Raw genomic sequence first — 24,770 nt, forward strand, 5'->3', positions numbered from 1 at the left:
TAAGGAATTTTTATTTATCTATTAAAACTAATAGCATTTAGATAAATAGAAAGCCAGAAGAGATCTTTTGAATCGACAATCAAAAATAACAAAAAGCTCTCCGTTTGAAGAGAGCTTTTTGTTATTTCGCTATACTAGATGGGGCAGACTCTTTTCCTGACTCGTTAACAGCTGTTACATAATAACGAGACTGAGATGCGTCGGAGTCGGCAAAGCTTTTTCGCTCAAATTCCGAAACGCTGCCAATATGGACAAATGTTCCGCCTGGGTTCTTTTTATAAATTCGGTAACCGATAATATTGCCTTCTCGTACCGCGTACCACGTAAGCAAATTACCGCTCATCTTTACATGTGTAGGAGGTTGTGGTGCAGTTGCTTCACGCTCCAATTCTTTTGCTTGGTCAGCTTTTAGTTCTGTATATACAACTAACCTCTCTTGATGGGTTCCTTCTGCACGGTCAAACGTGCCTGTACACGTAATTAGATTTAAATTACGTTTGTTGCTGTACCCAAAAATTTCGTTTAAAGGTGCCTTATCTCGCGGATAGCTTTTTGTACGTTTAACAACAAAGGTAAGCGTGGTCCCCTGTGCATCTCTTACGGTAATTTCATCGTCTTTTTTTAAGTTTTTTAGATTGTAAAAGACGGCAGGACCGGTTTTACTGTCTACGTGTCCTGCTAGTACAGCATTTCCTTTTACGCCAGGTTTAGCTCCTGGTTCAAACCAAGCAACTCCATTTTCTGTAGATGGCGCTGCCATTTCACCGCTGTCTAATAACCCTACTTGTTCAATTGAAGCCTCCACATGAATAGCTGGAATGGACACTTTTGCAGGAATGATTCCTTTGAATTCTTTGTTTAACTGTTTGGCTTCTGTTTTATGCTGTTTTAATACAGCAAATTCCTCTTCAAGCGTTACCCGGCTTTTTAAATCCTTTGATTGTGATTCTTTTTCTTTTTGCTTAGCTGCATTCTGTTGCTTCATTTCTTTTGCTTCTACCATTTGTTCTTTAAAATATAGTCCGCCGCTAACAAGCAGGACTAAACTTAATATACAGTAGGCGAGAACAATCGCTTTTTTCACATCGTCACCTCGTTTCACAGCTGTTTATAAAAAAGAAGAGAGAACAACCTCTCTTCTTTTTTTAGGACTCTTGACTTGTAATTCATAAGGAAAAGGAGAAAAAATATTATTTGCTTACTGGTTTCTTGCGTAAAATAACTCCAGCTGTTAATACAGCTAACGAACCTAGTGCAATATAGATCGCTGTTAGTGGGTTCATCGTTGATTCAGATGCCCCGCCCATACCTGTTTTCGGCATATCTGTTGGCATAGCTGTCTCAGCAAACTTATCGGGATTTTGTTTTACAATCGCTTCACCTAAAGCTTGGCCGACACCAAACATTAATTTATACCCTTCACGGTACGTATCATAACTTCCAGCGTAGTCGCCGGATGCATATTGCTCAAATGTTTTAATAACCGTATCTTCATGTGCTTTTATAGCTGCCTGTGCGTCTGCAGTTGGAAGGTTTCCATCTGTTGCTGTTCCTAAGAATGTACCAAATTCTTGCGCGAATTTATGGAGCTTGTCTTTAGCAGCTTTTTCTCCTGCTTCATCGCCTTTTACTTGTGCACTTACTAGTTCAGCTTGGGCATTGATGTGATCTCCTTGCCAAATTTTTTCGAATTGTGCAGCCCCTTCATCGCCATATACTGAACCGATTGCAGCTTTAAAATCTGCTGTGTTAGCATTTTCTAACCAGCTAACATAGTCGTAATCTTTTGAACCGTTGAACCCTTTTTCCATTCCCATTGTTGCTAAAGCAAAATGTTCTGCTGCTAAGCTGTTTAATGAAGAACGTAAATCTGCTGCTGGTGTATCTACTTTGGTATTATCGAATTTATCGGGCATTTGCGTTACGATTGCATTTGATAACGCTTTACTAATGGCAAACATTTGCTGATATCCTTCGCGGTATGTTTTAGCGGCCGCTTCGTAGTCACCTGCTACATAATCTTCAAATGTTTCTTTTACTTGGTCTTCATGTACGCGAAGCGCTTCTTTTGCTGCATCTTCAGGTAGTTTGCCTTCCGTAGCAGTACTTAAGAACTTAGCAAATTCATTTACGAATTGATTTACTTCTTTATCTACTTCAGCCATGGCTTCTTTGTCATTTTCTTTTGTTGCTTTTACAAAATCATCTGTGTAACTATTATGTTCTCTGAAAATTCTTTCAAATTCAGCTGCTCCTTTATCACCATAGACAGACGCAATAGCAGGCTCCATGTCAACGGCATTTTGGTCCAATGCTTTAAACGCAGCGTCAGCGTCTTTAGAACCGTCATAGGCTGTTGTCATAGCGGCAACGGCAAGCGTAAAGTGTTCAGATAATAAGTAGTCTAAGTTCGCTCGTAAATCTGCAGCTTTTGTTACTGCCGTTGGTTGTGCTTCCTCTGCGTTTGCAATTGTGGGCATCAATAGTGAAGCTCCTAGTACAGGGATCATTAACTTTTTGCTTAATTTCATCATTTTCCACTCTCCTCATTTTTAGTTGATGTACGCTACTTTTTTCATTCTTACTACATCTTAAATCATTAAACAGATTGAACATTTTGAATATTCTTTATATTTTACCTTCATGTTCTCCCGTATTTAATGACTCTTTTTAGGAAGTATTCTCTTTCTATCTACTAAACGATTGGCGAATGACCTTGGATCACTTTTTTAAAACTTTTTTAAGATGTCATTTTCGTCAAGAATTCCTTCCCTTTCTACTTATCTAACGAACGCTTTGTTCAGCTAGATCACTTTTTTTGAAAAAGTTTTTAACCGCTTTTTTCAAGAAGTACTTCCTTTTCTACTTACCTAACGATCACCTTATTCTGTTGGATCACTTTTTTTAAAATTATTTTAAATTCAAAAGAAAAAGAAAGGTTTCTAAAGGAAACCTTTCTTTTTCTCTTTACTTATTTAAAAAATTCCACATCACGTTGTTTACTTCTTGAGGCTTTTCATGCTGAGGGGCATGAGATGCTTCAGCTAATCGGTGAACAGATATGTTTGGCACATATTCTTCAATACCATCTAAGTTTTCAGGCATAAAAGTAGGATCTTGATTTCCCCAAATAATTTGTACCGGGATGTTTAACACTTCTTCTTCTAACGGAAACAAAGATTTTCTTCGAAGGTCTTCTTCCGTGAAAATCTTTAAATTGCGGTAATAACTTAGCATGGACAGCACAGAGCCATTTTCCCAAGAGTTCATGTATGCTTGAACATCATCAGCTGTTAGGTATCCTTTTTTTACACCTGGGTCGATCACAAGCTTACGCAAACCTGAGAAGTTGTCTCGTTCCATATAGTCCTGTGCTTCTTGTTTTTGAAACCATTTCATATACTCGCTTGCTTTTTGCTGATTTTTATTTGTTCTAAGCTCACGCATAAATGTATAAGGGTGCGGACCGTTAAAAGCAATTAATTTTTGTACATATTCCGGGTAGCGATAAGCGAATGTCCATCCGATTCCTGCTCCCCAGTCGTGTACAACTAGCGTGCAGGAGCTATATCCTAGGCCTTCAATCACTTGGCGAATATCTTCTACTAATACATCAATCTCGTATGATTTTAGTCCGCTTGGCTTTTCAGATAAGTTATATCCTCTTAAGTCCAGAGCAACTGTGTGAAAATCACTAGAAAATTCATCTATCTGGTGTCGCCAAATATGCGAAAAGTCAGGAAACCCATGAAGAAATAGCATAAGCTCTCCTTGTCCCTTGCTTATGTAGTGCAAATTAACGCCATTTACGTTTATATACTGTTTGCTCATTGTTCATTTCCTCCTTTTATGTAGCTGTAGAGCAGTATAACGCTGTAAAAAATGAACGTCAATTCATTTGCTTCGTTCACTTCTTTTTAGTTCTTTTTATGAATATAGTTAATTATTTAGAGTGGATTTTTTTGAAGGAGTGATTAACAATGGCTCATATCTATTCAAAGGGCTGGTTTGTTCAGCAGTTAAAAGCGGCCAATATATCTAAAATCGATGGAAGAAAGCTAGAAAGTTATAAAACCTACATTCTTCGTAATTTACATGCTGAGCTTATAGAACAAGGTAAAACCAACGGCTAAAAGAGGTTGAGACATAACGAAATGAAACCTACGTTTGTCCTAATAAAAAAACGAACCACTAATCAAAAGTCTTGATTAATGGTTCGTTTTTCATTTCGTCTAAAATATTTTTGTCCCATCCACTTTTTTTACAGCGATTGCTCAATAAAAGATAATACGCGCTTTACATATTCTTTTTTGTATACATGATAATTTTGAACGTGTTCTGCTTTATCAGTTTTCCAGAAGGAAAAAGCATCCGGGTGTGTTTTAGCCATTTTTTCACTTTCAGTGTAAGGGATTTTTGTATCTCCTGTGCTGTGTATAAATAAAATTGGTCGAGGGTAAATATGCTCGACTGCTTTAATAGGACTAGCTTCAGCAGGATTTACATCTGCAATAACAGGAAGAATAGCAATGGTTAGCGGTGTAAATGGAAAATTTGGTAAATGAGACCATACAGATAGATTTTCTTTTAAATAAGAGGTTAAATCACTAAAAGGACTATCGGCTACCACTGCTTTTACGTCGTCATCTTGAGAGGCTGCTAATAAAGAAGTGGCTGCTCCCATTGAAATGCCGTAGAGCACAATTGGCTCTTTTGTTGTTTCTTTCATTTTCTGAATAACGCCTAATAAATCGAGCTGTTCTTTTACACCAATCGTCGTTTGATTTCCTTCTGAGTCTCCTGAATCTCTAAAGTCAAACATGACTACTCGATATCCCGCTTTTACAAATTCTTTACTCAGCGGCAGAAAGCCAGCTCCTTGTGCTTCACGGTTATTTCCGTATCCATGTGACATAATAACGGTCGCTTTTGGCTGTTCCGTTGGTTCAATCATCCATCCTTTTAAATGGGTTATTCCGTCTTTGCTCAAAAATACTTGATTGCTATAGTGCATGCCGTAATCACTAGGATTTTTCACAGCAGGATTTTTATCTAGTTTTGTCAGGCTTATGCCTACATAAAGAGAAATGGCCGTACAAAGTACAAAACAAAGAATAACAAAGGATATCAGGCTGATCCATATTGTTTTTTTCTTTTTACCTGTATTTGTCTGTCGATTTAGAACTGGAGTCAAGCTCGTTCCTCCTTTTTATCTAAGATCATCTTTCCTATTCTTATTGCTGCTTCCCTTTCTCCATTTTAAAGCTAGCCCATCTATTTTATGAATAAAATTCGTTTTATTTTCCACATATTTTTCCGGTTCAAAGCGATAGCGATGCGCTAGTTCTGTTTTCAACGCTTCGTATTCTTTCGCTGCATCAAGGTTAGCACGCAGATAATCTCGAAACCATATATGCCGATTAATTTCTGGATGGCCTTTTTCATAAATATGAACATGATGGGTTCTTTCATTTCCGCCTTTTTGGAAGTATCGTCTTCCTTTTATGCCGTTTTCACCTCTCGCTTCGTAACCAAGCTGTTCCATCTTCTGATTATATGTATCTACTTTTTTTATATCTTTTACTTCAATAAGTAAATCAATAATCGGTTTTGCGCTTAAGCCGGGAACAGCAGTGCTTCCGATATGATGAACCTCTAAAACTTGAGCTGACATTATAGTTGTTAAGGTGGCAGCTTCTTTTGAAAATTCCTTTTCCCACGCGATATTATGAGGTGTCAGCTGAATTTCTCTTACGGACTTCATCTTCAATTCCTCCTTTTGTAACGAAAAAACTGCTTACTATAGAATAGCCTATAATAAGCAGTTTTTCATCATTTAACATGTTATTAAGTTTTATCTAGCAAACGCCTGCTTCGCTAAATTAACAACCGTCATATCATCCATTGGAGGGTTGTGGAGCCCAGCACGCACGTCTCTATAATAGCGCTGCAGCGGATTACTGCGCTGCAAGCTACGCGCTCCTACTATGCGCATGGCTTTGTCAACAACCGTACAGGCACTATTGGTCACTACGTGTTTGACAGCTGCTAATTCTCCCGCTAATGCTGCTCGGTCGCTTGTTTCATCCCATTTATTTGCCACGCTGTACATAAAGTGACGCGCCTGCATGAGTTCAAGTTCCATCTCTCCGACTAAACGCTGCACATTTGGCAACTCGCTAATCGTTCCTTCAATACTATTAGGCGAATATTCTGTAGCAAATGCGACAGCATAATCTCTTGCTGCGATGGCTGTACCCATGTAGCAAGCTGGTATATGAAGCAACCAGCCGCTTGGCTCATTCTTTTTAAAGCCACCTAGGCGTTCAACAAGAAAGTCTTGCTCAATATCGACATTTTCTAGCACAAGATCGTGACTTCCTGTCCCGCGCATTGCAATCATATCCCATGTTTCTTCTATTGAAAGTCCGCTTGTTTCACGAGGAATTAAAAATAAGCCGATCTCTTCTTCACCTTCAATGCTTGCTTTTACTAAGAAGTAATTTAACACTGGAGACATCGTGGTGAATGTTTTTCGGCCATTGATTCGCCAGCCTTTTTTTGTTTTTACAGCTAGCGTTTCCGGTTTGCCTCCTCGAGTAGGACTTCCTGTCTTCGGTTCAGTAGCGGCGGTATTAATAAGTGCACCTTTTTCTATTTCTTTAAAAATAAAATCGAGCATTTGCTGACTCCAAGGCTGTTTTTCACGCAAGTCCATTGTAATCCCCATATGCCATCCAATACTAAGAGCCGTAGAAGCGTCCCCTTGAGCAATTAATTCTTGAAATAATAAAAAATCATAAAGGCGTAATTCATCTCCTCCATAGTTGCTTTCTAGAGAAAGACGTGTATAGCCAGCTTCTTTTAACTCTTGAATATTTTCAAACGGAAACGTACCTTCTTCATCTATTTTAAAAGCTCGTTTCTTAAATTTTTCGACTAGAGGTAGCAGTTTTTCGTACGTAGACTTTTGATTTTTATTTACAAATGAAACACTCATTTGCTTCATCTCCTTTTTATATGACAGAGTGTCCCTATCGGATTAATATATAGTTCTTATCATAGCATACCTCATCTTTTCTGTGCATGTTTGGTGTGTTTATCTTTCTCGTTAAATCTATTCTTTTTCCAATTTAATGGTCTGTTTTACCTATACGTTCCATACATTTAATGGAATAAAAAGAAGGGAATGGTGTGAATGAATCAATGTCCAAAATGCGGTGCCAGTGCAAGCACAGATCAATTATTTTGCAATAACTGCGGCTTTTCTTTCACCGTGTCGCCAGCTGCAGCTAAGCATAAAAAGAGCTGGTATATTGGCGGGGGTATTGTGCTTATACTTCTTTTAACTTTTGTATTTTATTTCTTTTTCTCTGGTTCAGAAGAAAAAACGGCTGACCGCTTTATTGAGGCATTGGAATCGAAAGATACAGCTGTGTTAAGAGAGTTATTAGACTCTTCACAGTCTACTATAGTTATTAATGACACATCTATTCAAGCTCTGTTGGATGCAACTTCCGATGGTTCTATTTTACGAGACGTTGAAAATGATTTGAAAAATAAATCGAGTATCTACTTTACAATAAAAGAACAGAAACATTCACCACTCTTCAAAAAACAGTACGTGGTTGTGCCGTCATCATATTATATCTCCCTCACCACGCCAGAGGATGCAACAGTTACAGTCAATGATACAAAACAATCCATATCCAAAAATCAAACGCAAAAAATAGGGCCTTTTATGATTGGAAATTACCCGCTTACAGCTTCTTATGAAAGCTCTTACGGAAAGCTTACAGACCAAACCACTGTAAATTTTTACCGTCAAAAAGAAGAAAATATATCTGTTGTATTTAAAGGGGCTTATGTTACAATCTCATCGAATAGAGATGACGCTATTTTATTCGTAAACGGAAAAAGCACGGGGCTTCAGGTGAATAGCTCATCACAAATAGGGCCTGTTGCCACGGATGGAAGCGTCACTGTTCATGCAGAAGTGCAAAAAGGCGGCACCACGTTCAAAAGCAGTCCTTACACCATTCAAAATGAAGAAAGTATTATATTAAATATACAAACGCCGCCCGTTGAAAAGGAAAAAACCGTCATAAAAGAACGAGAAGTAATCGTGCCTGGGCCGCGCTCTTATGCTACTTCAAGCTCTTATATTCTTCCGGGTTCGGATTCTTACAAATTAAGTTATGGTGATATTAGCAGTTTGAGCTCGAGTGAACGAAGGCTAGCTCGAAATGAAATCTATGCGCGGCATGGGTATGTATTTAAATCGAAAGATCTTCAAGCCTATTTTTATGAAAAGTCATGGTATACGCCTGATTCATCATTTAGAGACTCCTACTTATCAAGCGTTGAAAAATATAACGTTGATTTTATTAAATCATATGAATAAAGTGAACTCCCCTTTACCCAGGGGAGTTTTTTGATTGAAGCGAGTGCTTACTCCTACGTTTTTTTACATACCATGATCCCTACATACGTTAATAAATTTTTTATAGCCTTCTTCATTCTTTTCACTGTAAAATATAAAGTAGATGTACATAAACTTACTACACGCATAAGGAGAGATGGAGAATGAATGGAATTGGACGACTTCCACAAAAGCTTAATGGACATTTGATTTTAGAAAATATTCAAGAAACCATGATCATTGCAGATCAAGACTATCGTGTGCAGTGGATGAATGCAAGAGCAATTGAAACACTTCAGCCAGTACTCCCAATCTACCAGTTATCTCATATCGAAGAGTTAATTGGAAAGCATATGGACTTCTTTCATTCCAATTCTGAAGAAGCGGAAAATTTACTCACCTCTCTTCATACAACCTACAGAACGCGTATAACGATTGGCAGTCAATACGTAGCAGAAGCTGTGATTCACCCCATTGATACAAAAGACGGCGAGCGTTATGGCTACTTGCTTATGCTATTAGACTTTACAGATCAAGCCGAAGCAGAGCTTGAAAAAGAACGGTTAATCGAGGATTTGTCCACTCCTTTATTAAAGATATGGGACGAGGTTTTAGCTGTGCCCATTACCGGTAAGATGGATATAGAACGTGGAAAGAAGCTAACTGAAACGGTATTGGAGGCAGTTGTAAAAGAACAGGCGCGCTATTTGCTTATTGATTTATCTTCCCTTCATTCATTAGATGAAGAACACGGTTATTATATTAACACGCTCCACGATGCTTTGCGTTTGATTGGTACCACTTGCCTTATTGTTGGTCTTTCTTCAAAAATGGCTCTGTCGCTTGTAGATTCTCAGTTTAATTGGCGAACATTTTCCACTGTCCAACAAAGCATCTCTTACATTTTAGAAAAAAAGAATTGTCGTATTGCACCCATTTCATAAGCCCATCATATCATTAAGTAATCCTCTCTCAATCGCTTTTTCCTTCAATCGGAAAAGGCGATTTTAGTTATGAGGAATTGTGAACGTTTAGGCACTTATCATCATAGGATACATTAATCAACCATAGAAAAGGGTGAGAGCCTATGCCAAGTGTTATTAACATTTATAATTTAAAGATCAACAGTATCTCAAGCAACGGTTCTGTCAACATTGGCGAAGCACTCCATAACAGTCACACGGCTCATTCAAAATCCACTGGTACGAACTCTTCTTATGGCGATGTCTCACCTGCTTCCTCGAAAATGCGAAACATTTATATCGATCCTGATACAAATGACCAAACAGATATTGCAAACGTTGATCATGTCAATGGTTATCAGCAGTGATATAGGGCAATGCTTGTCAATAGCATGACGACAAACGGTGAATACATTCTCTCTGAACGCAATAGGCCGTTGGAGTAGAATGAATAAAAACAGTAAGGAGTCTCTTTATGCCTCTTCAAATTAACGTTTTTAATATCGTAACAAACGGTGTCACGCAAAATGCAAATATCGATTTCGGTTCCACCATTCAAAACAGTCACACGGCGAACTCAAAGTTTAACGGCGCAAATTTCTCTTTAGGTAACTTCTCTCCTACTTGCTCTCAAATGAATACGGGCGTGTTAGATCCTGACGTAAGTGATCAAGATCAAATTGCAAACCCTTCAGCTCCAATTGGAAATCAAATTTAGATTTAACGATTTTGTCGTTTTACTTGGCACATTACAAGGAGGTGTGTAAATATGTTTCCATTTGGAAAGTCTCCGTTTAAAGGAATGATGGAAAATATCCCAAAAGGAATGGCATCTAAAGACATGAATAAATATATTCAGCAAATGATTTCTTCTACGATGTCCCATTCTTTTCCGGATTTTATGCAAGGAAATGAATTCTTTAAGCAAGCCCAAGACATGATGAAAGAACAGCAGGATGTGGGAAATGAAGGTCATGGACAACAGCTAAGAAGATTTGATTCAAACGTCATTAATACATTAGACGAATGCATTGTTCAGTTAAAAATTCCTAACCGCGATATTGTATCAAGCATTAAAGTCTATCATACTCCATACGTGTGTACGATTGAAGGAATAGATGGAGAAGAATCCTTCAAAGAAGAAATTCAGCTTCCTTGTTCGGTTCGCAAAAAAGGTACACGCGCCGTATATCGTTCCGGGGTGTTGGAAATCCGGATGCCTAAACATGTTAATATTCCTATGTCTCAAATAGACGTCCACGATTTAGATTAAAGTGGACGTTTTTTTCTGTTTTCATGCATACATATAAAATAGAAAGCGGCAAAAGGCCTTGTTTTATTTTTTTAAAGAAGGTGACAAATATGAATCATGGAAAGTTTAAAAAGTGGGCAGAAACGTTACAAGAAGAAAACCATACAAAATTTTGGGAAAAGATTTTTGATGATGATCCTGAAGAAAAGAATGATACGGAAGCAGATGCTTCTCCTCAAATTGTAAATGAGTATCGAGATTATCCTTTAATTGATGTATACGAATGGGCAAATCAACTGTTAGTTGTGATTGAAATACCCGGTGCTAAACGAACAGACGTCGAATTGACCATGCATGAAAATACTTTACACATATCCGGTTCATCTCTTTTAACGATGAAGGATGCAAATGTTCTTCACAAAGAAAGACGTGAAGGAACGTTTCAACAATCAATCATCCTTCCACCTGCTGTAGGGGAAGCGCCGTGTCACGCATCATTTAAAGATGGTCTATTGCACGTGAAATTTGATTTGTAATTTATTGTGCAGAACTATACGTAGCATGAAAGGCAGGGAATTTCATGTTTTCTAAGTGGTTTAAACAATCGCCTAAAATTGAAACAGTCCGCAAAATAAATCCGTCTTCCCTTCCAACCAAAAAAAAAGTAAGTCCCATAGACCAAAGCTCTAATCAAAAGCGGAAAGAATTACCCGAAAAGATGAAAACTAAAAAACAGTCTAATCTAAAGAAACCCCCTCAGCAGCCAAAGAAGTTGCCGAGCCAAACGGAGCCTAAGACATCTGATGAAGTTGAATTCACAAAACCTGTTCATTCGTCAGATTCAGCGCTGAACCTGCAGGGAATTATTGATCAAGTGACGCGTTTAACCGACGCGATTCCTAAAATAGAAGAGCTTCATCAGCAATTACATGAATCAGCTCATCTTATTCAATCATTGTCTCAACTGCACGAGCAAACAGCTCATTTACTTTCGGCTATGCAGTCAGCTCCTAATTTCGAAGACATTCAGAATCAGCTCTCTGCGTTAAAGGAAGAATCGTCCAATACAGCTTTATATGAGATGGTGAAAACTCTTGACAAAAAGATTGATGAAGTAACTCAGCCAAAGCAGTCCATTGTTGTTGAAAAAATTATGGTGGAAAAAGTATTGTTAGACAAAATTGACCTTAGTAATAATTTTGGCCAGCTAGGCATTAAAGATTTGACCGGCCACTTAAACATTGGTACAACTTACAGCGCTGACTCCGGTCAAGTGGATGAAGAAGTCAAAGACTTATTTTCTGTTAAGCTAAAAGAAAAAAAGATTGATGAACATACAACTGAGACAACGATGAGTTCAGGAGGTGAAACAGAAAAGCCTGATCACTCCGAAGAATAAAAAATGACCGCTACTGCTTATTTAAAGCAATTGTCGGTCATTTTTGTTTCCATAAATAGTTGTAATTCTTTCTGTAGGCGTTCCATTAAGAACGCTGAAATTTCTTCTTGATTTTCTTCTTTATGATGAGATGATGCTACAACAATACGGCCTGTTTTTCCTAAGAAAGCCCGGTATTCAATTACCTTCATCGCAGCATGAAGTAAGTTCGCGTCCGAAAGCGGTGTATTTGTTAGTAGAACAATATTCATTTCATTCTCTTTTTGTCCATGTGTCAGTACAGTCAGCCACGAGTAACCTTTATCGTCTTTTAAGCGAACTTCATGACTAGATAAAGACGCAGATTTCCACGCCGTGTTAGAACTGCTTTGCTGTTGAACAATTTCTTGACACCAGTCTAGACCTGTTTCATTGGAACCCAGTGAAACAGTTCTCAAAGGACGAGCAAAGGATAAACATAGCTTGCCCGGTTCCTTTTGCAACTGATACAACTCATGGAAGTCCGTCTCTGGATATTGATACGGCGGCACAAAAGCAATTTGCCGCTTGTTCACAGCGGGATGGTGAAATACATGCAAATCAACGCCATATACTCTTTTTAACGTAGCTGCATCCTGAAAAATGGCATCCATCCCCGTTTCTTCTACTCTTCCATCTTTCAATAATACGGCATTATCTGCAAACAGCGAGGCAATGTTGAGATCATGCAAAATGGCCAGAACCGTCAAGCTCATTTCCTGCTGTAACGTTTTTAACAGCTGAAGCAGTTCCATCGTATGTTTTACATCTAAGTGATTCGTTGGTTCATCAAGAAGTAAGTAGTCAGGTTCTTGCGCCAGTGCTTTAGCAAGTAAAACCCGCTGTTTTTCTCCACCGCTCAGCGATTGAAAGGTATGATTTCGATAGTGCCAGACGTTTGTTAATTTCATCACGCTTTCTACCACTTCTTCATCCTGTGCTGATATAGTGCTAAACAAACCTTTTGCCTGATGAGGATAACGTCCCAGTGAAACAATTTCTTGAACCGTAAATTCTAATCCAATTTGATTTTCTTGCGTCATGACTGCAACTTTTTGCGCCAGTTGTTTTGGTGAATAAGCCTTCACTGACTTCCCTTCTACCTTCACTTCTCCTGATTGAGTGGTTAATACATTCATAATTAAGCGAATAAGCGTTGTTTTTCCGCTTCCATTTGGTCCTAGTAAAGCAACAAAAGAACCTTTGTCTACGGTGAACGTGATGTCACGAACGGTCGGTTTCTGTTTATCGTATCCTCCCGTCACATTATATAGTTCAATCATGATATTCCTCTTTTCCGCATACGTTCTTTTACAAGCAGCAGCGTAAAAATTGGCGAACCAATTAAGGCGGTTACGACTCCAATCGGCAGTTCACGAGGTTCTAATATCGTTCTTGCTAATAAATCGGCTAAAACCAAATAACTTCCTCCGATTAAAATAGAAAGCGGCAGTACATGCTTATGATTAGCTCCCGCTACGAGACGCACTACGTGGGGAATAACTAAGCCAACAAATCCAATTGCCCCAGATACTGATACCGCAGCCCCGGTTAATACGGATGCACCTATTAAAATCATTCTTTTTTTCTTCTTTACGTCTATCCCCATAAATTGAGCGGATTGATCGCCAAATGCTAAGCCGTTCAGCTCTTTCACATGTAACAGCAGCATAATCGTACCGACTAAAAAGAACGGCCCTAAAATTTGAATATGCGACCATCCTCTCATTGATACGCTTCCCATTAGCCAATATAAAACCTGCCTTACATCTTCTTCAGGAGAAAGAGCTACAATTAATGAAATAAGCGCGCTCATAAAGGATGATAAAATAATCCCCGCTAAGATGATGGTTTCATTGGCCAAATTGCCGCTTGCGAGTTTCGTAATACCAAAAACTAAAAGAAGAGTAATAAAACCAGATACGATGCCGACTACAGGCAGCGTGAAGATAGACAAACCAAAAATACTCCAGTGAAAATAAATTGCCATGACAGAGCCAAGGGTTGCACCTGAGGAAACTCCGATCGTGTAAGGATCCGCAAGAGAGTTTCTTAATAGCCCTTGAAAGGCAGCCCCTGCTATTGAAAGCGAAGCTCCTACTAAAAATGCCACCAGTACTCTTGGAAAACGAATTTGCCAAATGATTAAATCCATGTTTTCCGGACCGTGATATAAGGATAGTCCGGTAAGGTGGCCAATAATAATTTTGATTGTATCTCCTACGGTTAACGAAACTGTACCAATAAATACTCCCATAATCACCGAAGTACATACAATAAATAAACTGACTATGTATAAAATAGATGCTTTGTTTAAAAAAATACGTTTAAAAATCAATACTTTCAGCTCCTCTAGGAAACGAGGCGTGATGTTTTACATTACATTAACCATTCATTTTCCTGTCCATAAACCATGTTTCCATCCTACATAGTATTGGAAACAATCATCTTTTATTTGTTACGAGTGCTAGACTGTTGAACTAGGCAACGTAGAATAGCGTACTAAAGTTCTCGGTGAAAAAACAAGCGAAAACCTCTACAAGCTACACTTTTTGTGCTTGCTCCGGGCTTTTATAGTTGTCTATTAAATGATACAGCTTTTCCATATCTACAGCTTCTCTCACATATGCTGCTGCTTTTGAAAAAGACTCCTCTTTTTGCAGGCGACTGTTGAATGTATCCGTAATAGGCGGCAATTTTTTATGTTTACGAATTTGATTAAGCAAAGCTCTGCGCAAAGCATCGTTATGAAACACATCATGAACATACGTGCCAATGATGTTGTCTTTAACCGTTCCTTCTTTTTGATCATCTACCACCGCAAAGGCTTCCGTCATGCTTTTAGAAATCGTCTTTCCCATATGAATTTCATAGCCTTCAATTGAAACCTTCTCACTCTCTAACTGAACATATCCAGAAACTCTTTCTGTTTTTTTGCTGGTTGTCATAACGGTTTCCACTGGAAGCAAACCCAGCCCTTTAATAGATTCAATCCGGGACTCTACTGCATCGGGGTCCGTAATTGTCTCGCCTAACATTTGATATCCCCCGCAGATGCCAATAACGTGAGCGTTCGTTGCGTTCAAGACTTGATTAATGGCTAGATCCAGGCCGCTTTCTTGTAAAAACTGCGCATCTTCAATCGTATTTTTGCTTCCTGGTAAAACAATTAAATCAGGCGTACCTAGTTGTGATGGCTTGGTTACAAGTCTCACATGACAGTCTTCTTCTAAGCTTAGAGGATCAATGTCCGTAAAATTTGAGATGCGAGGATACGAGATAACCGCAATATCGATTTCTTTTAACGGATTCACAAGCGTTGAGTAATTTCTGAGTGATAGCGAATCTTCAGCGTCAATTTCCACGTCGTGCATATAAGGAATCACTCCTAGTACCGGAACTCCCGTGTATTCTTCAAACCACTTCAACCCCGGTTTTAAAAGCTCTAAGTCTCCTCGGAATTTATTGATTAACACTCCAATTACTCTAGGTTTATGTTCATCTGGAAGCAATTGAAGAGTACCCACCAGACTCGCAAAAACCCCTCCTTTATCAATGTCTCCTACTAACACAACAGGGGCTTGGGCTATCTTTGCTACGCGCATATTTACCAGTTCCCGATCGTTCAAATTCACTTCAGCAGGACTTCCAGCACCTTCAATCACAATTCGATCATAATGATTGGCAAGCTCTTTATAAGACTCCGTGATAACGTTCAAACCTTCATTAAAAAATTCTTGCCGATACTGAAAAGCAAACATATTACGAAGCGGCTTTCCATGAACGACAATTTGAGATTCATGATCACGAGTTGGTTTAATTAAAATAGGATTCATATTGGTTGTTGCTTCTACTCCAGCCGCTTCAGCTTGAATTCCTTGCGCTCTTCCAATTTCTTTTCCATCCATTGTAATGTATGAATTAAGCGCCATATTTTGCGATTTAAACGGTGCAGTTTGATAGCCGTCTTCTTTAAAAATACGGCAAAACGCTGTAGCAATCATGCTTTTTCCAGCGTCTGAGTGCGTTCCTTGAATCATAAGAGGTTTTCCTTTTTTCACTTTTTCCACTCCCTATCACATAAAAAAACCTTAACTGTAAAAGTCAAGGTTTGGTCATGCGCTCATTAACACATTGTCTTGACTTATTTCTCCCACCGAAAAATAAGGGGTTTTTAAAAGCAGGTCTCCTGGCTTATGCTTCATTTTACTTCTGCATCCTTCCTAGTTTGACTAGTGGGTCTTTGCAGGTTCATCCACATTTACAGTAGCGGGGGCTGCACCGGATTTACACCGATTTCCCTATTATCCTCCTTAGAGGCACTTTTAAAATCATTTATTCTTTATTGTAACGAATTTTATAACCATTCACAATAACGATTTTCTTCTATTATTATATATTACTGTGTTTATACTTATTTGGGTCTCGTATGCTATAATAACAATTATTTTCCAAACATCTTATGAAATAGCTAGGAAGGTGCTCGTAGTTGAAGAAAAAAATCATTTATATCTTTATTAGTTTGCTTGTTCTTTATGCTGTAATCATGTCTTTTTGTATGTATCAAACCGCTCATCAGCCTGTTCCGCAAAAAGCAGATTATGTGCTCATTTTAGGTTCGAAAGTAGACGGAGATCAAATGTCTCCTAGTTTAAAAGAACGAGCAAAAACGGCTTTATCTTATTTAAAGACTCATAAACAAACAAAAGTTATCGTAACGGGTGGAAAAGGATCCGATGAAGAAATTTCTGAAGCAGAAGCAGCCTATCGTTTTCTACGAAAAGAAGGAATTAAAAAGAATCGAATGATAAAAGAGGATCAGTCAACTTCTACTTTTGAGAATTTCACTTTCACTAAAAAGAAAGTTGATATTCAACACAAAAAAGTCGTGCTTGTTAGCAGTGATTTTCATTTATTTCGCGCCTCTATTATTGCCAAGCGTCAAGGTTTTGACGTTTATCCTTTAGGTGCAAAGACACCAAATTCAATTAAACTTCAAGCCTACTTTCGTGAGTATGCTGCTATCTTAAAAACGTGGCTGTTTGATAAATAAATAGAGTACGCCCCTATACAAACGAAAAACACGGCATGAATTCATGCCGTGTTTTTTATTAATCATCCGTATCGATAACTGCTTTTGGCAAACCCGTGTATTTCGCCCAGTAGAAAATACCGATTGAAACAAGAGCAATTAAAATTAAGTCAAGCGGGTTGCTTAGCACACCTTGTCCTCCACCAAATGAGCCTAGGTAAGAGATAACAAGCATAATAATATAATAAGCAACTAGCCACCAAGCAGATTTAAGCTGCTGTGCAAATTTTACAACGTCAGTTGGTACGTATTTCTTAAATGCTACGTAGATAACAACCATTAGAAGCTGTGATCCTAGAAGCCAAGAAATTGTCGTCCATCCTGACCAATATACGATGTATGAACAGAAGATAAATGACACAGGAGCAATAACGCTCATGCCTTTTAATTTGAAAGGCTTTTTAAGGTCTTTTGCATTTACTCTGAATGCAGCAGCTGAAATTGGCGCAATCGCATAAGACAGAATAAGTGCTACTGAACATACGTTTACTAGCGCTTCCCAAGAAGGAAATGGCAGTGTCCAGAATACGGACATTCCAAACGATAGCCATAGTGACGCACGTGGAATTCCTGTTTTCTTATCTACTTTTGAGAAACGTTTAAATAGTGTTCCATTACGAGACCAAGCATAAACTAAACGAGAAGTTGTATTCATGAAGATGTTCCCGTTACCGCCTGGTGATAAAATAGCATCAAAAATAACAAGCGTTACTAACCAGCCAAGGCCTAAAATAAGTGCAATATCTTTAAATGGTAAAGAGAATTGCTCTTGAATTGTTCCCCATCCTCCTGATAGCATATCAGCCGGAATGTTACCAATGAACAATACTTGCAGTGCTGTGTAAATAATCGCTGAAAGTACAATACAGATAATGAGCGCGATTGGAATATTACGCTGCGGGTTTTTAACTTCACTGGCTACAGAAACAATAGGGTGAAGTCCTAGGTAAGCAAACATAACGCCACCTGTTGAAATGGCTGCTTGAATACCATTAAAACCAAACGGAGTAAAATCGCCAGTTGTAAAGTTAGCTGATTTAAAGTGATAAGCTAACACGACGATAATTGTAAGAGGAACCGCATATTTGAACACAGATATAATAACATTTGACTTAGCAAATGCTTTTACACTTACGTAGTTAATGATAAAAAATAGCGTTAATAACGCGAACTGAAATAACCAGCCGATTGTAGTAGGCGATTCAGAACCATGTTTAGTTAGACCAGGAAGCCAAAACGCAACATACTGACGTACAGCCGTTACCTCGATGGCAATCAAACTTGTGTAAGCAATAATGGTAATGAATGAAATTAAGTAACCCACTAAATGACCATGTGAGTAAACCGGATAACGGATAATTCCACCGGTACGCGGCAGCGCTGCTCCAAGTTCAGCATACACTAAACCGATAAGTAAAATAATGACTCCGCCAATCAGCCACGAAAAACTTCCGGCTGGACCAGCCTTTGACGCTACGTTACTAACCGCAAATAACCAGGCGGAACCAAAAATAGCTCCCATCCCAATTAACGTTAGGTCAAGTAACGATATTGATTTTTTAAACTTTCCTTGATTTCCTTGATCAGACATAATATCCTCCTTTAAAATTTCCACTCCACATATCTACGCCCTTGCGTCCGATATGGGATTCTTTACATCATCCTCCTCTTACTAAGACCTCACAAGTGGATATGTTAACAAATATTCTCTAAAAAACCAAGTTAAAAACTTTTTTTTTTGTAAAACATCGTTGAATTGCTTATGTATAGCGCATAAATTCCACAGAAGATTTGAGGACTACTCCTCTTATTTAACCGCATTTTTCTTAGGTTAAACATAAAAGAATATTCAAACTATTTACCGTAAAAAAGGGTCTGAGATATAACAAAATCAACCGCTAGAAGCAGCTACATACGCAACGCCTACGCTTGCCATACCAATAAAAAAATCCGAACGATGAATCGTTCGGATTTTGCTTCAACTAAAATAATTTTGTCCGTACCTCTTTTTTTGCTTATTTAAATACTTTTACACGTTCACTTAGTGGTTGAAATTCTTTTTCACCCGCTGGCGCCACGGGATTACCAAATGGCATTTGGGCAATTAATTTCCATGAACTCGGAATATTCCAAGCTGCTTTTACTTCATCGTCAATCAATGGATTGTAATGCTGCAATGTTGCTCCTAGGCCTTCGAGCTCAAGCGCTGTCCAAATCACATGCTGCAGCATGCCTGATGATTGGTTAGACCAAACCGGGAAATTTTCGCTGTAAGATGCGAACTGCTTTTGCAGCCCTTCAACTACTTCTTGATCTTCAAAGAAAAGAACTGTTCCATAGCCGCTTCCGAATAAGTTCATTTTTTGATCCGTATCTGAAAAATTTTCAGCTGGAACAATTTTACGAAGCGTTTCTCTCGTAATATTCCACACTTTATCATGCTGTTCGCCAAATAAAACGACTACGCGTGCGCTTTGGGAATTAAATGCTGAAGGAGTATGTTTCACCGCAAAGTTAATAATTTCTTCAATTTTTTCTTCTGACATTTTTACATTTTTATCAATTGCATAAATAGAACGTCGGTTTTTAATTGCTTCATAAAAATCTTTTCCAACCTGTTGTTGATCACTTGATTTATCAAATAATTTATCTAAAAAACCCATTTTCCACACTCCTAATTGTTTGTTTTTTTAAGCTTAAATTGCATGTTTATACCCTTCCCCCTGATAAAAGGAGATAAACAAGATATAATGAATTCTTATATCTCTAATTCGAGATATTAAACTAAAAAAATATTAATTGAAATTTAATTACTTTATGTAACTTACTTTACAATGATTATTATTACCTGTCAACAGAAAAATTATTTTTTTTTGTTGATCATCAAAAGAGGTTGAGACATAACGAAATGAATCCAATCTAAAATAAACAAATGGGATATATGAGCTGAACCGCTTTTGATACCGCAGTTGATTTCCGTGCACGACTTCGCTTTCCGCGGGCGGCCGCTGAGCCTCCTCGTAACTTGCGTTCCTGCGGGGTCTCATCTGTTCCGCTTTTTCCGCAGGAGTCTTCGTCGTGCCCTTCAATCAACTGCTAGAAGGAACGAAACAGGTGAAACCTACGTTCACCGTAATAAAAAAACGAACCGCTAATCAAAAATTTTGATCAAGGGTTCATTTTTTCACTTCGTCTAAAATATTTTTATCTCAGCCTTTTTTATAGATACTTAATGTTCATAAATCATCTTTCGCGTCATTCCCCCGTCTACTACGAGGTTAGCTCCTGTTACAAAATCATTTTCGACGTTTGTTAAGTACATACACGCTCTTGAGATATCCGCTGGCGTTCCTACCCGATTAGACGGATGCTGCGTATGATCGATTTCACGAAGGCCATCGTAGTCAGATGTCTCAATCCATCCTGGAGAAATAGCATTTACCGTGATGTTGTCATCACCAAGCGAAATGGCAAGTGCATGAGTTAAAGCAACGATTCCTCCTTTTGTAGCAGCATAGGCTTCTGTATCTGGTTCAGACATTGAAGCTCTTGTAGAAGCTAAGTTTACAATGGAGCCTCCGCTTTCGTTTTTCCTCATCACTTTAGCTGCTTCGCGAGAACATAGAAACACGCTGCGCAGGTTCGTATTGATAATGTCATCCCATTCATCAATGGTTAGCTCATACGGTGATTTCCAGCGAGAAACGCCTGCATTATTAATCAAAATATGTATCGTTCCATACGTACTGACCGTTTTTTCAACGAGATGTAAAATGTCGCTTTCTTTTCGGACGTCTGTTTTTACAAAAATGGCTTCTCCGCCTTGTCTTTGAATAGCTTCTGCGTGACGCTCGCCTTCGGTTTCGTCCACATCTGCCAATACCACTTTTGCTCCTTGTTTTGCGTATGCGCGTGATACATCTTTTCCTATTCCATTCGCAGCTCCCGTAACAACAACAACTAAATCTTTAAATGACATATCATCTCCTCCTTATACGCTTTATTCACTTTTTTCTTCGTCTTTAAACAAGTGATCCGTGACGAAAAGAGCAAATGTTTCAGCCGTTAACTTGCATCCAGAAGCTTTTGGATGACCCCCTCCTCCAAGGTGCCCAACAATTTCGGCTAAGTTGATTTCGTCTTTTACTGCACGGAAGCCAATCTTTTGGCGTCCCATGTCCACCATAACGGAAAAGTCGATATCTTCGTTTTCTAGACACAGTGCATTTCCTAGCTCAGACTGATATGTATCTGCAAATACAATGCCTACGTTGTACGCTGTTTTAGCAATTTCAACACTTTCTTTTATGATTTGTTTTTGCTTGTCGTAAATATATTTTTCAATCTTTTTTTCTTCTGCTTCTAGTAAAATTTCGTGTTTGTCCGTAAACGTAAATTCTTGATTTTCAGTATGGTACGATTCACGAAGCGTTTCTAGAATGGTCTCTTTAAATTCTTCATGCGGGATTAGATAATATAGGTGATTGAGGCGCTTTGCTTTCAAATTATTTTCATGAAACCAGTCCCACGTATCAAATAAGCGCACAAGTTCTACATATTCATCAAGCAACTCCGTTTTTTGAAGCATGTTGTTGCGCACTAAGTAGTCGTAGAAAAGAGATGTAGCTGCTGTCTTTTTACCGTTTTCGTCTTCTGCAATAACATGAACCCAATCGTATTTCTCAGCTAGTGGAAGAGCAGAGATATGATGGTCAATAAGAGTGATTTTTTGTCCTTTTTTTACCAGTTCATTTAATTTTTCCGCTACTTCATCGTTTACGCTAATATCCGTTATGTATAAAGCTGTGTCTCCATCGTTTTCTTCTTCAATAAAATGCGTCACTGTGTCATTGATGCGGCCAATGCTTACCGTGCTGTAATCAAAGTTGTCGTCGCCAAACGCTAACCGACCCAACAGTGCTGGACTTACCCCGTCTAAATCGTTATGTGAAATTAATTTTATTTTTGTCATCAATCAAAACTCCTTTATTTTCAGTCGCCTTAGTATATGTACCGGCTTGTATATTATAGCAATTTCAACATAAAAATGCTGTTATTTACTTTGAAGAGAAGGAATATCTTCGCAATAAACAAAAGTGAAGTAAACGTTTAGACTTACCTGTATCAAAAGAGAGTGAGACATAACTACATCGATCCAATCAACAGCTAGAAGCAACTACACACATGAAACCTACGCTCACCAATACCAATAAAAAAATCCGAACGAATGTGATTCTCCATCAAGAATCTCGACTCATCGTTCGGATTTTCTTTTAACCAACCTACTTTTGTTTCAGCCTATTTCCACTTACTCTAAATTGCTGTGCTGTTTAAACGCCTGTTCATGATCCGTTTGGTTCAAATTCCCGTATTCTAAGCAAATCGTATCAAACACAACATGAGCACATTGATCAAACAATGAACCAAGCGGCTGAATAGAAGCGGCTTCATTTTCGCTTCGGTATTTGGTTGCAGCGGGAATGTGCAGCAGCTCATCAGTATGAGCAGTTAATGGTGATTCTGTACTAGCTGAAATGCCGATAACTGAACATCCTACTTCTTTGGCTTTTTTAGCTACGCTCACCACTTGCTGTGTTTTTCCTGAGCCTGATACAGCCACCAATACGTCACCTGCTGCAATCGAAGGAGTAATAGTCTCTCCTACAACGTATACTGTTGCACCTAAATGCATCAGTCTCATCGCAAATGATTTGCCCATTAACCCGGAGCGACCTTCGCCTATAACAAAAATTCGTTTCGCTTGGTAAAGTGAAAACGCTACTTCTTCTATTTGCGGTTCTTTTATGTGATTCATTACGGCTGTAATTTCATGTAAAATCGTTTGTGTTTTTGTCATTATACGTTCCCCCTGCTCATAAATAAGCCTTGAAATTCAGCAGATGCCTTTGCCACATCCGCACTTTTTGTAATTGCTGATCCAATAATCGCGACGTCCGCTTTCATTTGAAGTAATGATGCTGCTGAGGCTGGATTAATTCCTCCTGCTACTGCTATTTGCGCATCTGAATGAAAATACTGCCGCAAATTTATTTGACTCAGCGATTTTCCTTCTTTTTCTTGCTCGTCTTTGCTGATATGATGGCAAAAAATAGCGCTTCTATAAATACTTACTTGCTTTTGCGAGCTGCTTGACGTGTTTAATAAATCAATCATCATTTTTTTATTCCATTTTTCGCTGACATTTGCACACGTCTCTATCGTGGGTAAAGGTGATACGCCCATTACTGTTGCTATATCTGCTCCTGCTTGATAGCACATGGTAAACTCATACTCTGCGTTATCGATCGTTTTGATATCTGCTACAATCGTTTTGTGCGGAAATGCCTGTTTGATTTTATAAATGCTTTCAATTCCATACTCTTTTATAAGAGATGTACCTACTTCGATCCAATCAACAGAGGGTTCTGCCAGCTTGGCAAGGATAATAGCTTCTTCAATTGTGACGCGATCTAATGCTAATTGTATCTTCATCTTTCTTCTCCTCACTTTCTACTAAACCGGTTTAGTAACAACGTAAAAAAAACGAATATTTTGATGAGCTAAAAAGAGCACGCCATAGGCGCTCTTTTTAGCTTAATGCGACAACGTTGTTTCTCGAATAATTAATTCACATTCATACTGGTACTCTTCATAAGCTATCTTTTCTTTCAAAATTTGTTTAATAAGTAAATCTGCTGCTTTTGTTCCCATGTCAAAAGCAGGCTGCGAAATCGTGGTAACGGCAGGCGTTGCTACATCTGCGTAAGGAATATTATCATAAACAATTAAAGATAAATCATTCGGGATATTAAATCCGTGTTGTTTAATAAATTTCTGCACTTCAATGAACACTAAATCGTTTCCAGCCAGCAGCGCTGTCGGCGGATTTTCGGCTGCAAATAGTTTCTCCAGCGCTTTTTGCATGTCCGCTTTTTTGCAGTTGATAATCATGGATTCATTTACAGGCATATTGGCTGATGTTAACGCTTCTTTGTAACCTTCTACACGTTCAATCCGGGGTGTAATAGTTAAGGGTTCTGTAATGATCGCTATATGCTTATGTCCAAGCTCGAGGAGATGCAAAATAGCCTGTTTTGTGGCTTCTTGATTGTTTGCCACTACGGATGGAATTTTCCCTTTTACATCATGAATTTTACGGTCCATAATAACAACCGGATATTCTTCTTTGATCATCTGCTCATAAAGAGAAGTATTCGCACCCGTTGGAAATAAAATAAGGCCATCTACTTGCTTTGCTTTTAACATATTAATATATTTCTTTTCTTTATCAGGGTCATCATCTGCGTTGCAAATGATGGCATGTATATCTTGCGAATGGCAATAGTCTTCAATGGCACGAATGACTTCCGTAGAAAATCTGTGCATAATATTGGCGACAATAATCCCAATCATCGACGTTCGCTTTTGTTTTAAGCTTCGTGCTAGATAGTTGGGCTGATAGCCCAGTGTATCAATCGCTTCTTTAATTTTCTTTCGCGTTTCTTCGCCCATATATTCGTATCGCTTGTTAATGTATTGTGATACGGTGCTTTTGGAGACATTTGCTGCTTTTGCAACGTCCAGCATAGTAACTTTTTGCATCATGATCCGTCCTTTTCATTCAA

Annotated in this window: 26 protein-coding genes and 1 riboswitch; of the genes, 9 read left to right on the forward strand and 17 right to left on the reverse strand. The window is 38.5% G+C overall.

Annotation, left to right across the window (positions count from 1 at the left end; translation table 11 throughout):
* Window positions 1–121 precede the first annotated feature (121 nt).
* The 3 genes from LJY09_RS14905 to LJY09_RS14915 form a co-directional block, all read right to left on the reverse strand.
* Window positions 122–1,084 carry a class F sortase gene (locus LJY09_RS14905; RefSeq protein ID WP_099000301.1) on the reverse strand — a complete coding sequence of 321 codons (963 nt, stop codon included), beginning with the start codon at window positions 1,082–1,084 and terminating at the stop codon, window positions 122–124.
* A gap of 106 nt (window positions 1,085–1,190) precedes the next feature.
* The gene (locus LJY09_RS14910) at window positions 1,191–2,534 is read right to left on the reverse strand and encodes a copper amine oxidase (protein WP_099000302.1); all 1,344 of its coding nucleotides are present in this window, start codon (window positions 2,532–2,534) and stop codon (window positions 1,191–1,193) included.
* A 433-nt stretch (window positions 2,535–2,967) separates the two neighbouring features.
* Window positions 2,968–3,831 (reverse strand): alpha/beta fold hydrolase, encoded by an 864-nt coding sequence (locus LJY09_RS14915; protein WP_099000303.1) that lies wholly within the window; start codon window positions 3,829–3,831, stop codon window positions 2,968–2,970.
* Window positions 3,832–3,980: 149 nt separating this feature from the next.
* Here LJY09_RS14915 and LJY09_RS14920 point away from each other — a divergent pair, with 149 nt between their 5' ends.
* Window positions 3,981–4,133, forward strand: a complete 153-nt coding sequence (locus LJY09_RS14920) for a YflJ family protein (protein WP_081732856.1) — start codon at window positions 3,981–3,983, stop codon at window positions 4,131–4,133.
* A gap of 128 nt (window positions 4,134–4,261) precedes the next feature.
* On the opposite strand, the gene LJY09_RS14925 is transcribed toward LJY09_RS14920, so the two are convergent.
* The 3 genes from LJY09_RS14925 to LJY09_RS14935 form a co-directional block, all read right to left on the reverse strand.
* On the reverse strand, window positions 4,262–5,194 hold the full coding sequence (locus LJY09_RS14925) for an alpha/beta hydrolase (protein WP_099000304.1): 933 nt from the start codon (window positions 5,192–5,194) through the stop codon (window positions 4,262–4,264).
* Window positions 5,195–5,209: 15 nt separating this feature from the next.
* Complete coding sequence (locus tag LJY09_RS14930) at window positions 5,210–5,764, reverse strand: GrpB family protein (RefSeq protein ID WP_099000305.1); 555 nt, start codon at window positions 5,762–5,764, stop codon at window positions 5,210–5,212.
* Window positions 5,765–5,854: 90 nt separating this feature from the next.
* On the reverse strand, window positions 5,855–7,000 hold the full coding sequence (locus LJY09_RS14935; RefSeq protein ID WP_033579423.1) for an acyl-CoA dehydrogenase family protein: 1,146 nt from the start codon (window positions 6,998–7,000) through the stop codon (window positions 5,855–5,857).
* 198 nt (window positions 7,001–7,198) lie between these two features.
* On the opposite strand from LJY09_RS14935, the gene LJY09_RS14940 reads away from it, so the two are divergent.
* The 7 genes from LJY09_RS14940 to LJY09_RS14970 all read left to right on the forward strand — a co-directional run bounded on the left by LJY09_RS14940 (window position 7,199) and on the right by LJY09_RS14970 (window position 12,035).
* A complete protein-coding gene (locus LJY09_RS14940; RefSeq protein ID WP_028412847.1) occupies window positions 7,199–8,404 on the forward strand; it encodes a TcaA 3rd/4th domain-containing protein in 1,206 nt (401 codons plus the stop codon).
* 182 nt (window positions 8,405–8,586) lie between these two features.
* Window positions 8,587–9,366 (forward strand): STAS domain-containing protein, encoded by a 780-nt coding sequence (locus LJY09_RS14945; protein WP_028412846.1) that lies wholly within the window; start codon window positions 8,587–8,589, stop codon window positions 9,364–9,366.
* A 143-nt stretch (window positions 9,367–9,509) separates the two neighbouring features.
* Window positions 9,510–9,752, forward strand: coding sequence for a spore germination protein (locus LJY09_RS14950; protein ID WP_013057625.1), 243 nt, complete (start codon window positions 9,510–9,512; stop codon window positions 9,750–9,752).
* 107 nt (window positions 9,753–9,859) lie between these two features.
* Window positions 9,860–10,102 carry a spore germination protein gene (locus LJY09_RS14955; protein ID WP_013057626.1) on the forward strand — a complete coding sequence of 81 codons (243 nt, stop codon included), beginning with the start codon at window positions 9,860–9,862 and terminating at the stop codon, window positions 10,100–10,102.
* A 51-nt stretch (window positions 10,103–10,153) separates the two neighbouring features.
* Window positions 10,154–10,657: an Hsp20/alpha crystallin family protein gene (locus LJY09_RS14960; RefSeq protein WP_028412845.1), complete on the forward strand. Its 504-nt coding sequence runs from the start codon at window positions 10,154–10,156 to the stop codon at window positions 10,655–10,657.
* Between the two features lie 89 nt (window positions 10,658–10,746).
* Window positions 10,747–11,172, forward strand: a complete 426-nt coding sequence (locus tag LJY09_RS14965; RefSeq protein ID WP_228307316.1) for an Hsp20/alpha crystallin family protein — start codon at window positions 10,747–10,749, stop codon at window positions 11,170–11,172.
* A gap of 44 nt (window positions 11,173–11,216) precedes the next feature.
* Window positions 11,217–12,035: a hypothetical protein gene (locus LJY09_RS14970; RefSeq protein WP_154973685.1), complete on the forward strand. Its 819-nt coding sequence runs from the start codon at window positions 11,217–11,219 to the stop codon at window positions 12,033–12,035.
* 17 nt (window positions 12,036–12,052) lie between these two features.
* On the opposite strand, the gene LJY09_RS14975 is transcribed toward LJY09_RS14970, so the two are convergent.
* The 3 genes from LJY09_RS14975 to LJY09_RS14985 all read right to left on the reverse strand — a co-directional run bounded on the left by LJY09_RS14975 (window position 12,053) and on the right by LJY09_RS14985 (window position 16,123).
* Window positions 12,053–13,336, reverse strand: a complete 1,284-nt coding sequence (locus LJY09_RS14975; RefSeq protein ID WP_154973686.1) for an ABC transporter ATP-binding protein — start codon at window positions 13,334–13,336, stop codon at window positions 12,053–12,055.
* Window positions 13,333–14,391 (reverse strand): FecCD family ABC transporter permease, encoded by a 1,059-nt coding sequence (locus LJY09_RS14980; RefSeq protein ID WP_028412841.1) that lies wholly within the window; start codon window positions 14,389–14,391, stop codon window positions 13,333–13,335. The genes LJY09_RS14975 and LJY09_RS14980 overlap by 4 nt, the downstream gene beginning before the upstream one ends.
* Window positions 14,392–14,596: 205 nt before the next feature.
* Window positions 14,597–16,123 (reverse strand): cobyric acid synthase, encoded by a 1,527-nt coding sequence (locus LJY09_RS14985; protein WP_028412840.1) that lies wholly within the window; start codon window positions 16,121–16,123, stop codon window positions 14,597–14,599.
* A gap of 91 nt (window positions 16,124–16,214) precedes the next feature.
* A riboswitch (cobalamin riboswitch) is annotated at window positions 16,215–16,395 on the reverse strand.
* 147 nt (window positions 16,396–16,542) lie between these two features.
* On the opposite strand from LJY09_RS14985, the gene LJY09_RS14990 reads away from it, so the two are divergent.
* Entirely contained in the window at window positions 16,543–17,106 is a 564-nt protein-coding gene (locus LJY09_RS14990; protein WP_028412839.1) for a YdcF family protein, read from the forward strand.
* A 58-nt stretch (window positions 17,107–17,164) separates the two neighbouring features.
* Here LJY09_RS14990 and LJY09_RS14995 read toward each other — a convergent pair whose 3' ends face one another.
* The 8 genes from LJY09_RS14995 to LJY09_RS15030 all read right to left on the reverse strand — a co-directional run bounded on the left by LJY09_RS14995 (window position 17,165) and on the right by LJY09_RS15030 (window position 24,750).
* Window positions 17,165–18,736 carry an APC family permease gene (locus tag LJY09_RS14995; RefSeq protein WP_028412838.1) on the reverse strand — a complete coding sequence of 524 codons (1,572 nt, stop codon included), beginning with the start codon at window positions 18,734–18,736 and terminating at the stop codon, window positions 17,165–17,167.
* A 424-nt stretch (window positions 18,737–19,160) separates the two neighbouring features.
* A complete protein-coding gene (locus LJY09_RS15000) occupies window positions 19,161–19,808 on the reverse strand; it encodes a nitroreductase family protein (protein WP_154973687.1) in 648 nt (215 codons plus the stop codon).
* A 256-nt stretch (window positions 19,809–20,064) separates the two neighbouring features.
* Window positions 20,065–20,238, reverse strand: coding sequence for a hypothetical protein (locus LJY09_RS15005; RefSeq protein ID WP_228307317.1), 174 nt, complete (start codon window positions 20,236–20,238; stop codon window positions 20,065–20,067).
* 136 nt (window positions 20,239–20,374) lie between these two features.
* Window positions 20,375–21,124, reverse strand: a complete 750-nt coding sequence (locus LJY09_RS15010) for an SDR family oxidoreductase (protein WP_028412836.1) — start codon at window positions 21,122–21,124, stop codon at window positions 20,375–20,377.
* Between the two features lie 21 nt (window positions 21,125–21,145).
* The gene (locus LJY09_RS15015) at window positions 21,146–22,117 is read right to left on the reverse strand and encodes a DHH family phosphoesterase (RefSeq protein ID WP_098113318.1); all 972 of its coding nucleotides are present in this window, start codon (window positions 22,115–22,117) and stop codon (window positions 21,146–21,148) included.
* 336 nt (window positions 22,118–22,453) lie between these two features.
* Window positions 22,454–23,002 (reverse strand): 6-phospho-3-hexuloisomerase, encoded by a 549-nt coding sequence (gene hxlB, locus LJY09_RS15020; RefSeq protein WP_154973691.1) that lies wholly within the window; start codon window positions 23,000–23,002, stop codon window positions 22,454–22,456.
* Window positions 23,002–23,637 carry a 3-hexulose-6-phosphate synthase gene (hxlA, locus tag LJY09_RS15025; protein ID WP_154973693.1) on the reverse strand — a complete coding sequence of 212 codons (636 nt, stop codon included), beginning with the start codon at window positions 23,635–23,637 and terminating at the stop codon, window positions 23,002–23,004. Before hxlA ends, hxlB begins: the two co-directional genes overlap by 1 nt.
* A 102-nt stretch (window positions 23,638–23,739) precedes the next feature.
* Window positions 23,740–24,750, reverse strand: a complete 1,011-nt coding sequence (locus LJY09_RS15030; protein WP_154973695.1) for a LacI family DNA-binding transcriptional regulator — start codon at window positions 24,748–24,750, stop codon at window positions 23,740–23,742.
* Window positions 24,751–24,770 lie beyond the last annotated feature (20 nt).

The organism is Priestia sp. J2, assembly GCF_020790095.1.
Classification (GTDB): domain Bacteria; phylum Bacillota; class Bacilli; order Bacillales; family Bacillaceae_H; genus Priestia; species Priestia zanthoxyli.

Bases quoted from the DNA above. Each gene is read 5' to 3' on its own strand.
- LJY09_RS14910 (WP_099000302.1), bottom strand. From the start codon at position 2,534: ATGATGAAATTAAGCAAAAAGTTAATGATCCCTGTACTAGGAGCTTCA.
- LJY09_RS14915 (WP_099000303.1), bottom strand. From the start codon at position 3,831: ATGAGCAAACAGTATATAAACGTAAATGGCGTTAATTTGCACTACATA.
- LJY09_RS14920 (WP_081732856.1), top strand. From the start codon at position 3,981: ATGGCTCATATCTATTCAAAGGGCTGGTTTGTTCAGCAGTTAAAAGCG.
- LJY09_RS14930 (WP_099000305.1), bottom strand. From the start codon at position 5,764: ATGAAGTCCGTAAGAGAAATTCAGCTGACACCTCATAATATCGCGTGG.
- LJY09_RS14935 (WP_033579423.1), bottom strand. From the start codon at position 7,000: ATGAGTGTTTCATTTGTAAATAAAAATCAAAAGTCTACGTACGAAAAA.
- LJY09_RS14940 (WP_028412847.1), top strand. From the start codon at position 7,199: ATGAATCAATGTCCAAAATGCGGTGCCAGTGCAAGCACAGATCAATTA.
- LJY09_RS14945 (WP_028412846.1), top strand. From the start codon at position 8,587: ATGAATGGAATTGGACGACTTCCACAAAAGCTTAATGGACATTTGATT.
- LJY09_RS14950 (WP_013057625.1), top strand. From the start codon at position 9,510: ATGCCAAGTGTTATTAACATTTATAATTTAAAGATCAACAGTATCTCA.
- LJY09_RS14955 (WP_013057626.1), top strand. From the start codon at position 9,860: ATGCCTCTTCAAATTAACGTTTTTAATATCGTAACAAACGGTGTCACG.
- LJY09_RS14960 (WP_028412845.1), top strand. From the start codon at position 10,154: ATGTTTCCATTTGGAAAGTCTCCGTTTAAAGGAATGATGGAAAATATC.
- LJY09_RS14965 (WP_228307316.1), top strand. From the start codon at position 10,747: ATGAATCATGGAAAGTTTAAAAAGTGGGCAGAAACGTTACAAGAAGAA.
- LJY09_RS14970 (WP_154973685.1), top strand. From the start codon at position 11,217: ATGTTTTCTAAGTGGTTTAAACAATCGCCTAAAATTGAAACAGTCCGC.
- LJY09_RS14975 (WP_154973686.1), bottom strand. From the start codon at position 13,336: ATGATTGAACTATATAATGTGACGGGAGGATACGATAAACAGAAACCG.
- LJY09_RS14995 (WP_028412838.1), bottom strand. From the start codon at position 18,736: ATGTCTGATCAAGGAAATCAAGGAAAGTTTAAAAAATCAATATCGTTA.
- LJY09_RS15000 (WP_154973687.1), bottom strand. From the start codon at position 19,808: ATGGGTTTTTTAGATAAATTATTTGATAAATCAAGTGATCAACAACAG.
- LJY09_RS15010 (WP_028412836.1), bottom strand. From the start codon at position 21,124: ATGTCATTTAAAGATTTAGTTGTTGTTGTTACGGGAGCTGCGAATGGA.
- LJY09_RS15015 (WP_098113318.1), bottom strand. From the start codon at position 22,117: ATGACAAAAATAAAATTAATTTCACATAACGATTTAGACGGGGTAAGT.
- hxlB (WP_154973691.1), bottom strand. From the start codon at position 23,002: ATGACAAAAACACAAACGATTTTACATGAAATTACAGCCGTAATGAAT.
- hxlA (WP_154973693.1), bottom strand. From the start codon at position 23,637: ATGAAGATACAATTAGCATTAGATCGCGTCACAATTGAAGAAGCTATT.
- LJY09_RS15030 (WP_154973695.1), bottom strand. From the start codon at position 24,750: ATGATGCAAAAAGTTACTATGCTGGACGTTGCAAAAGCAGCAAATGTC.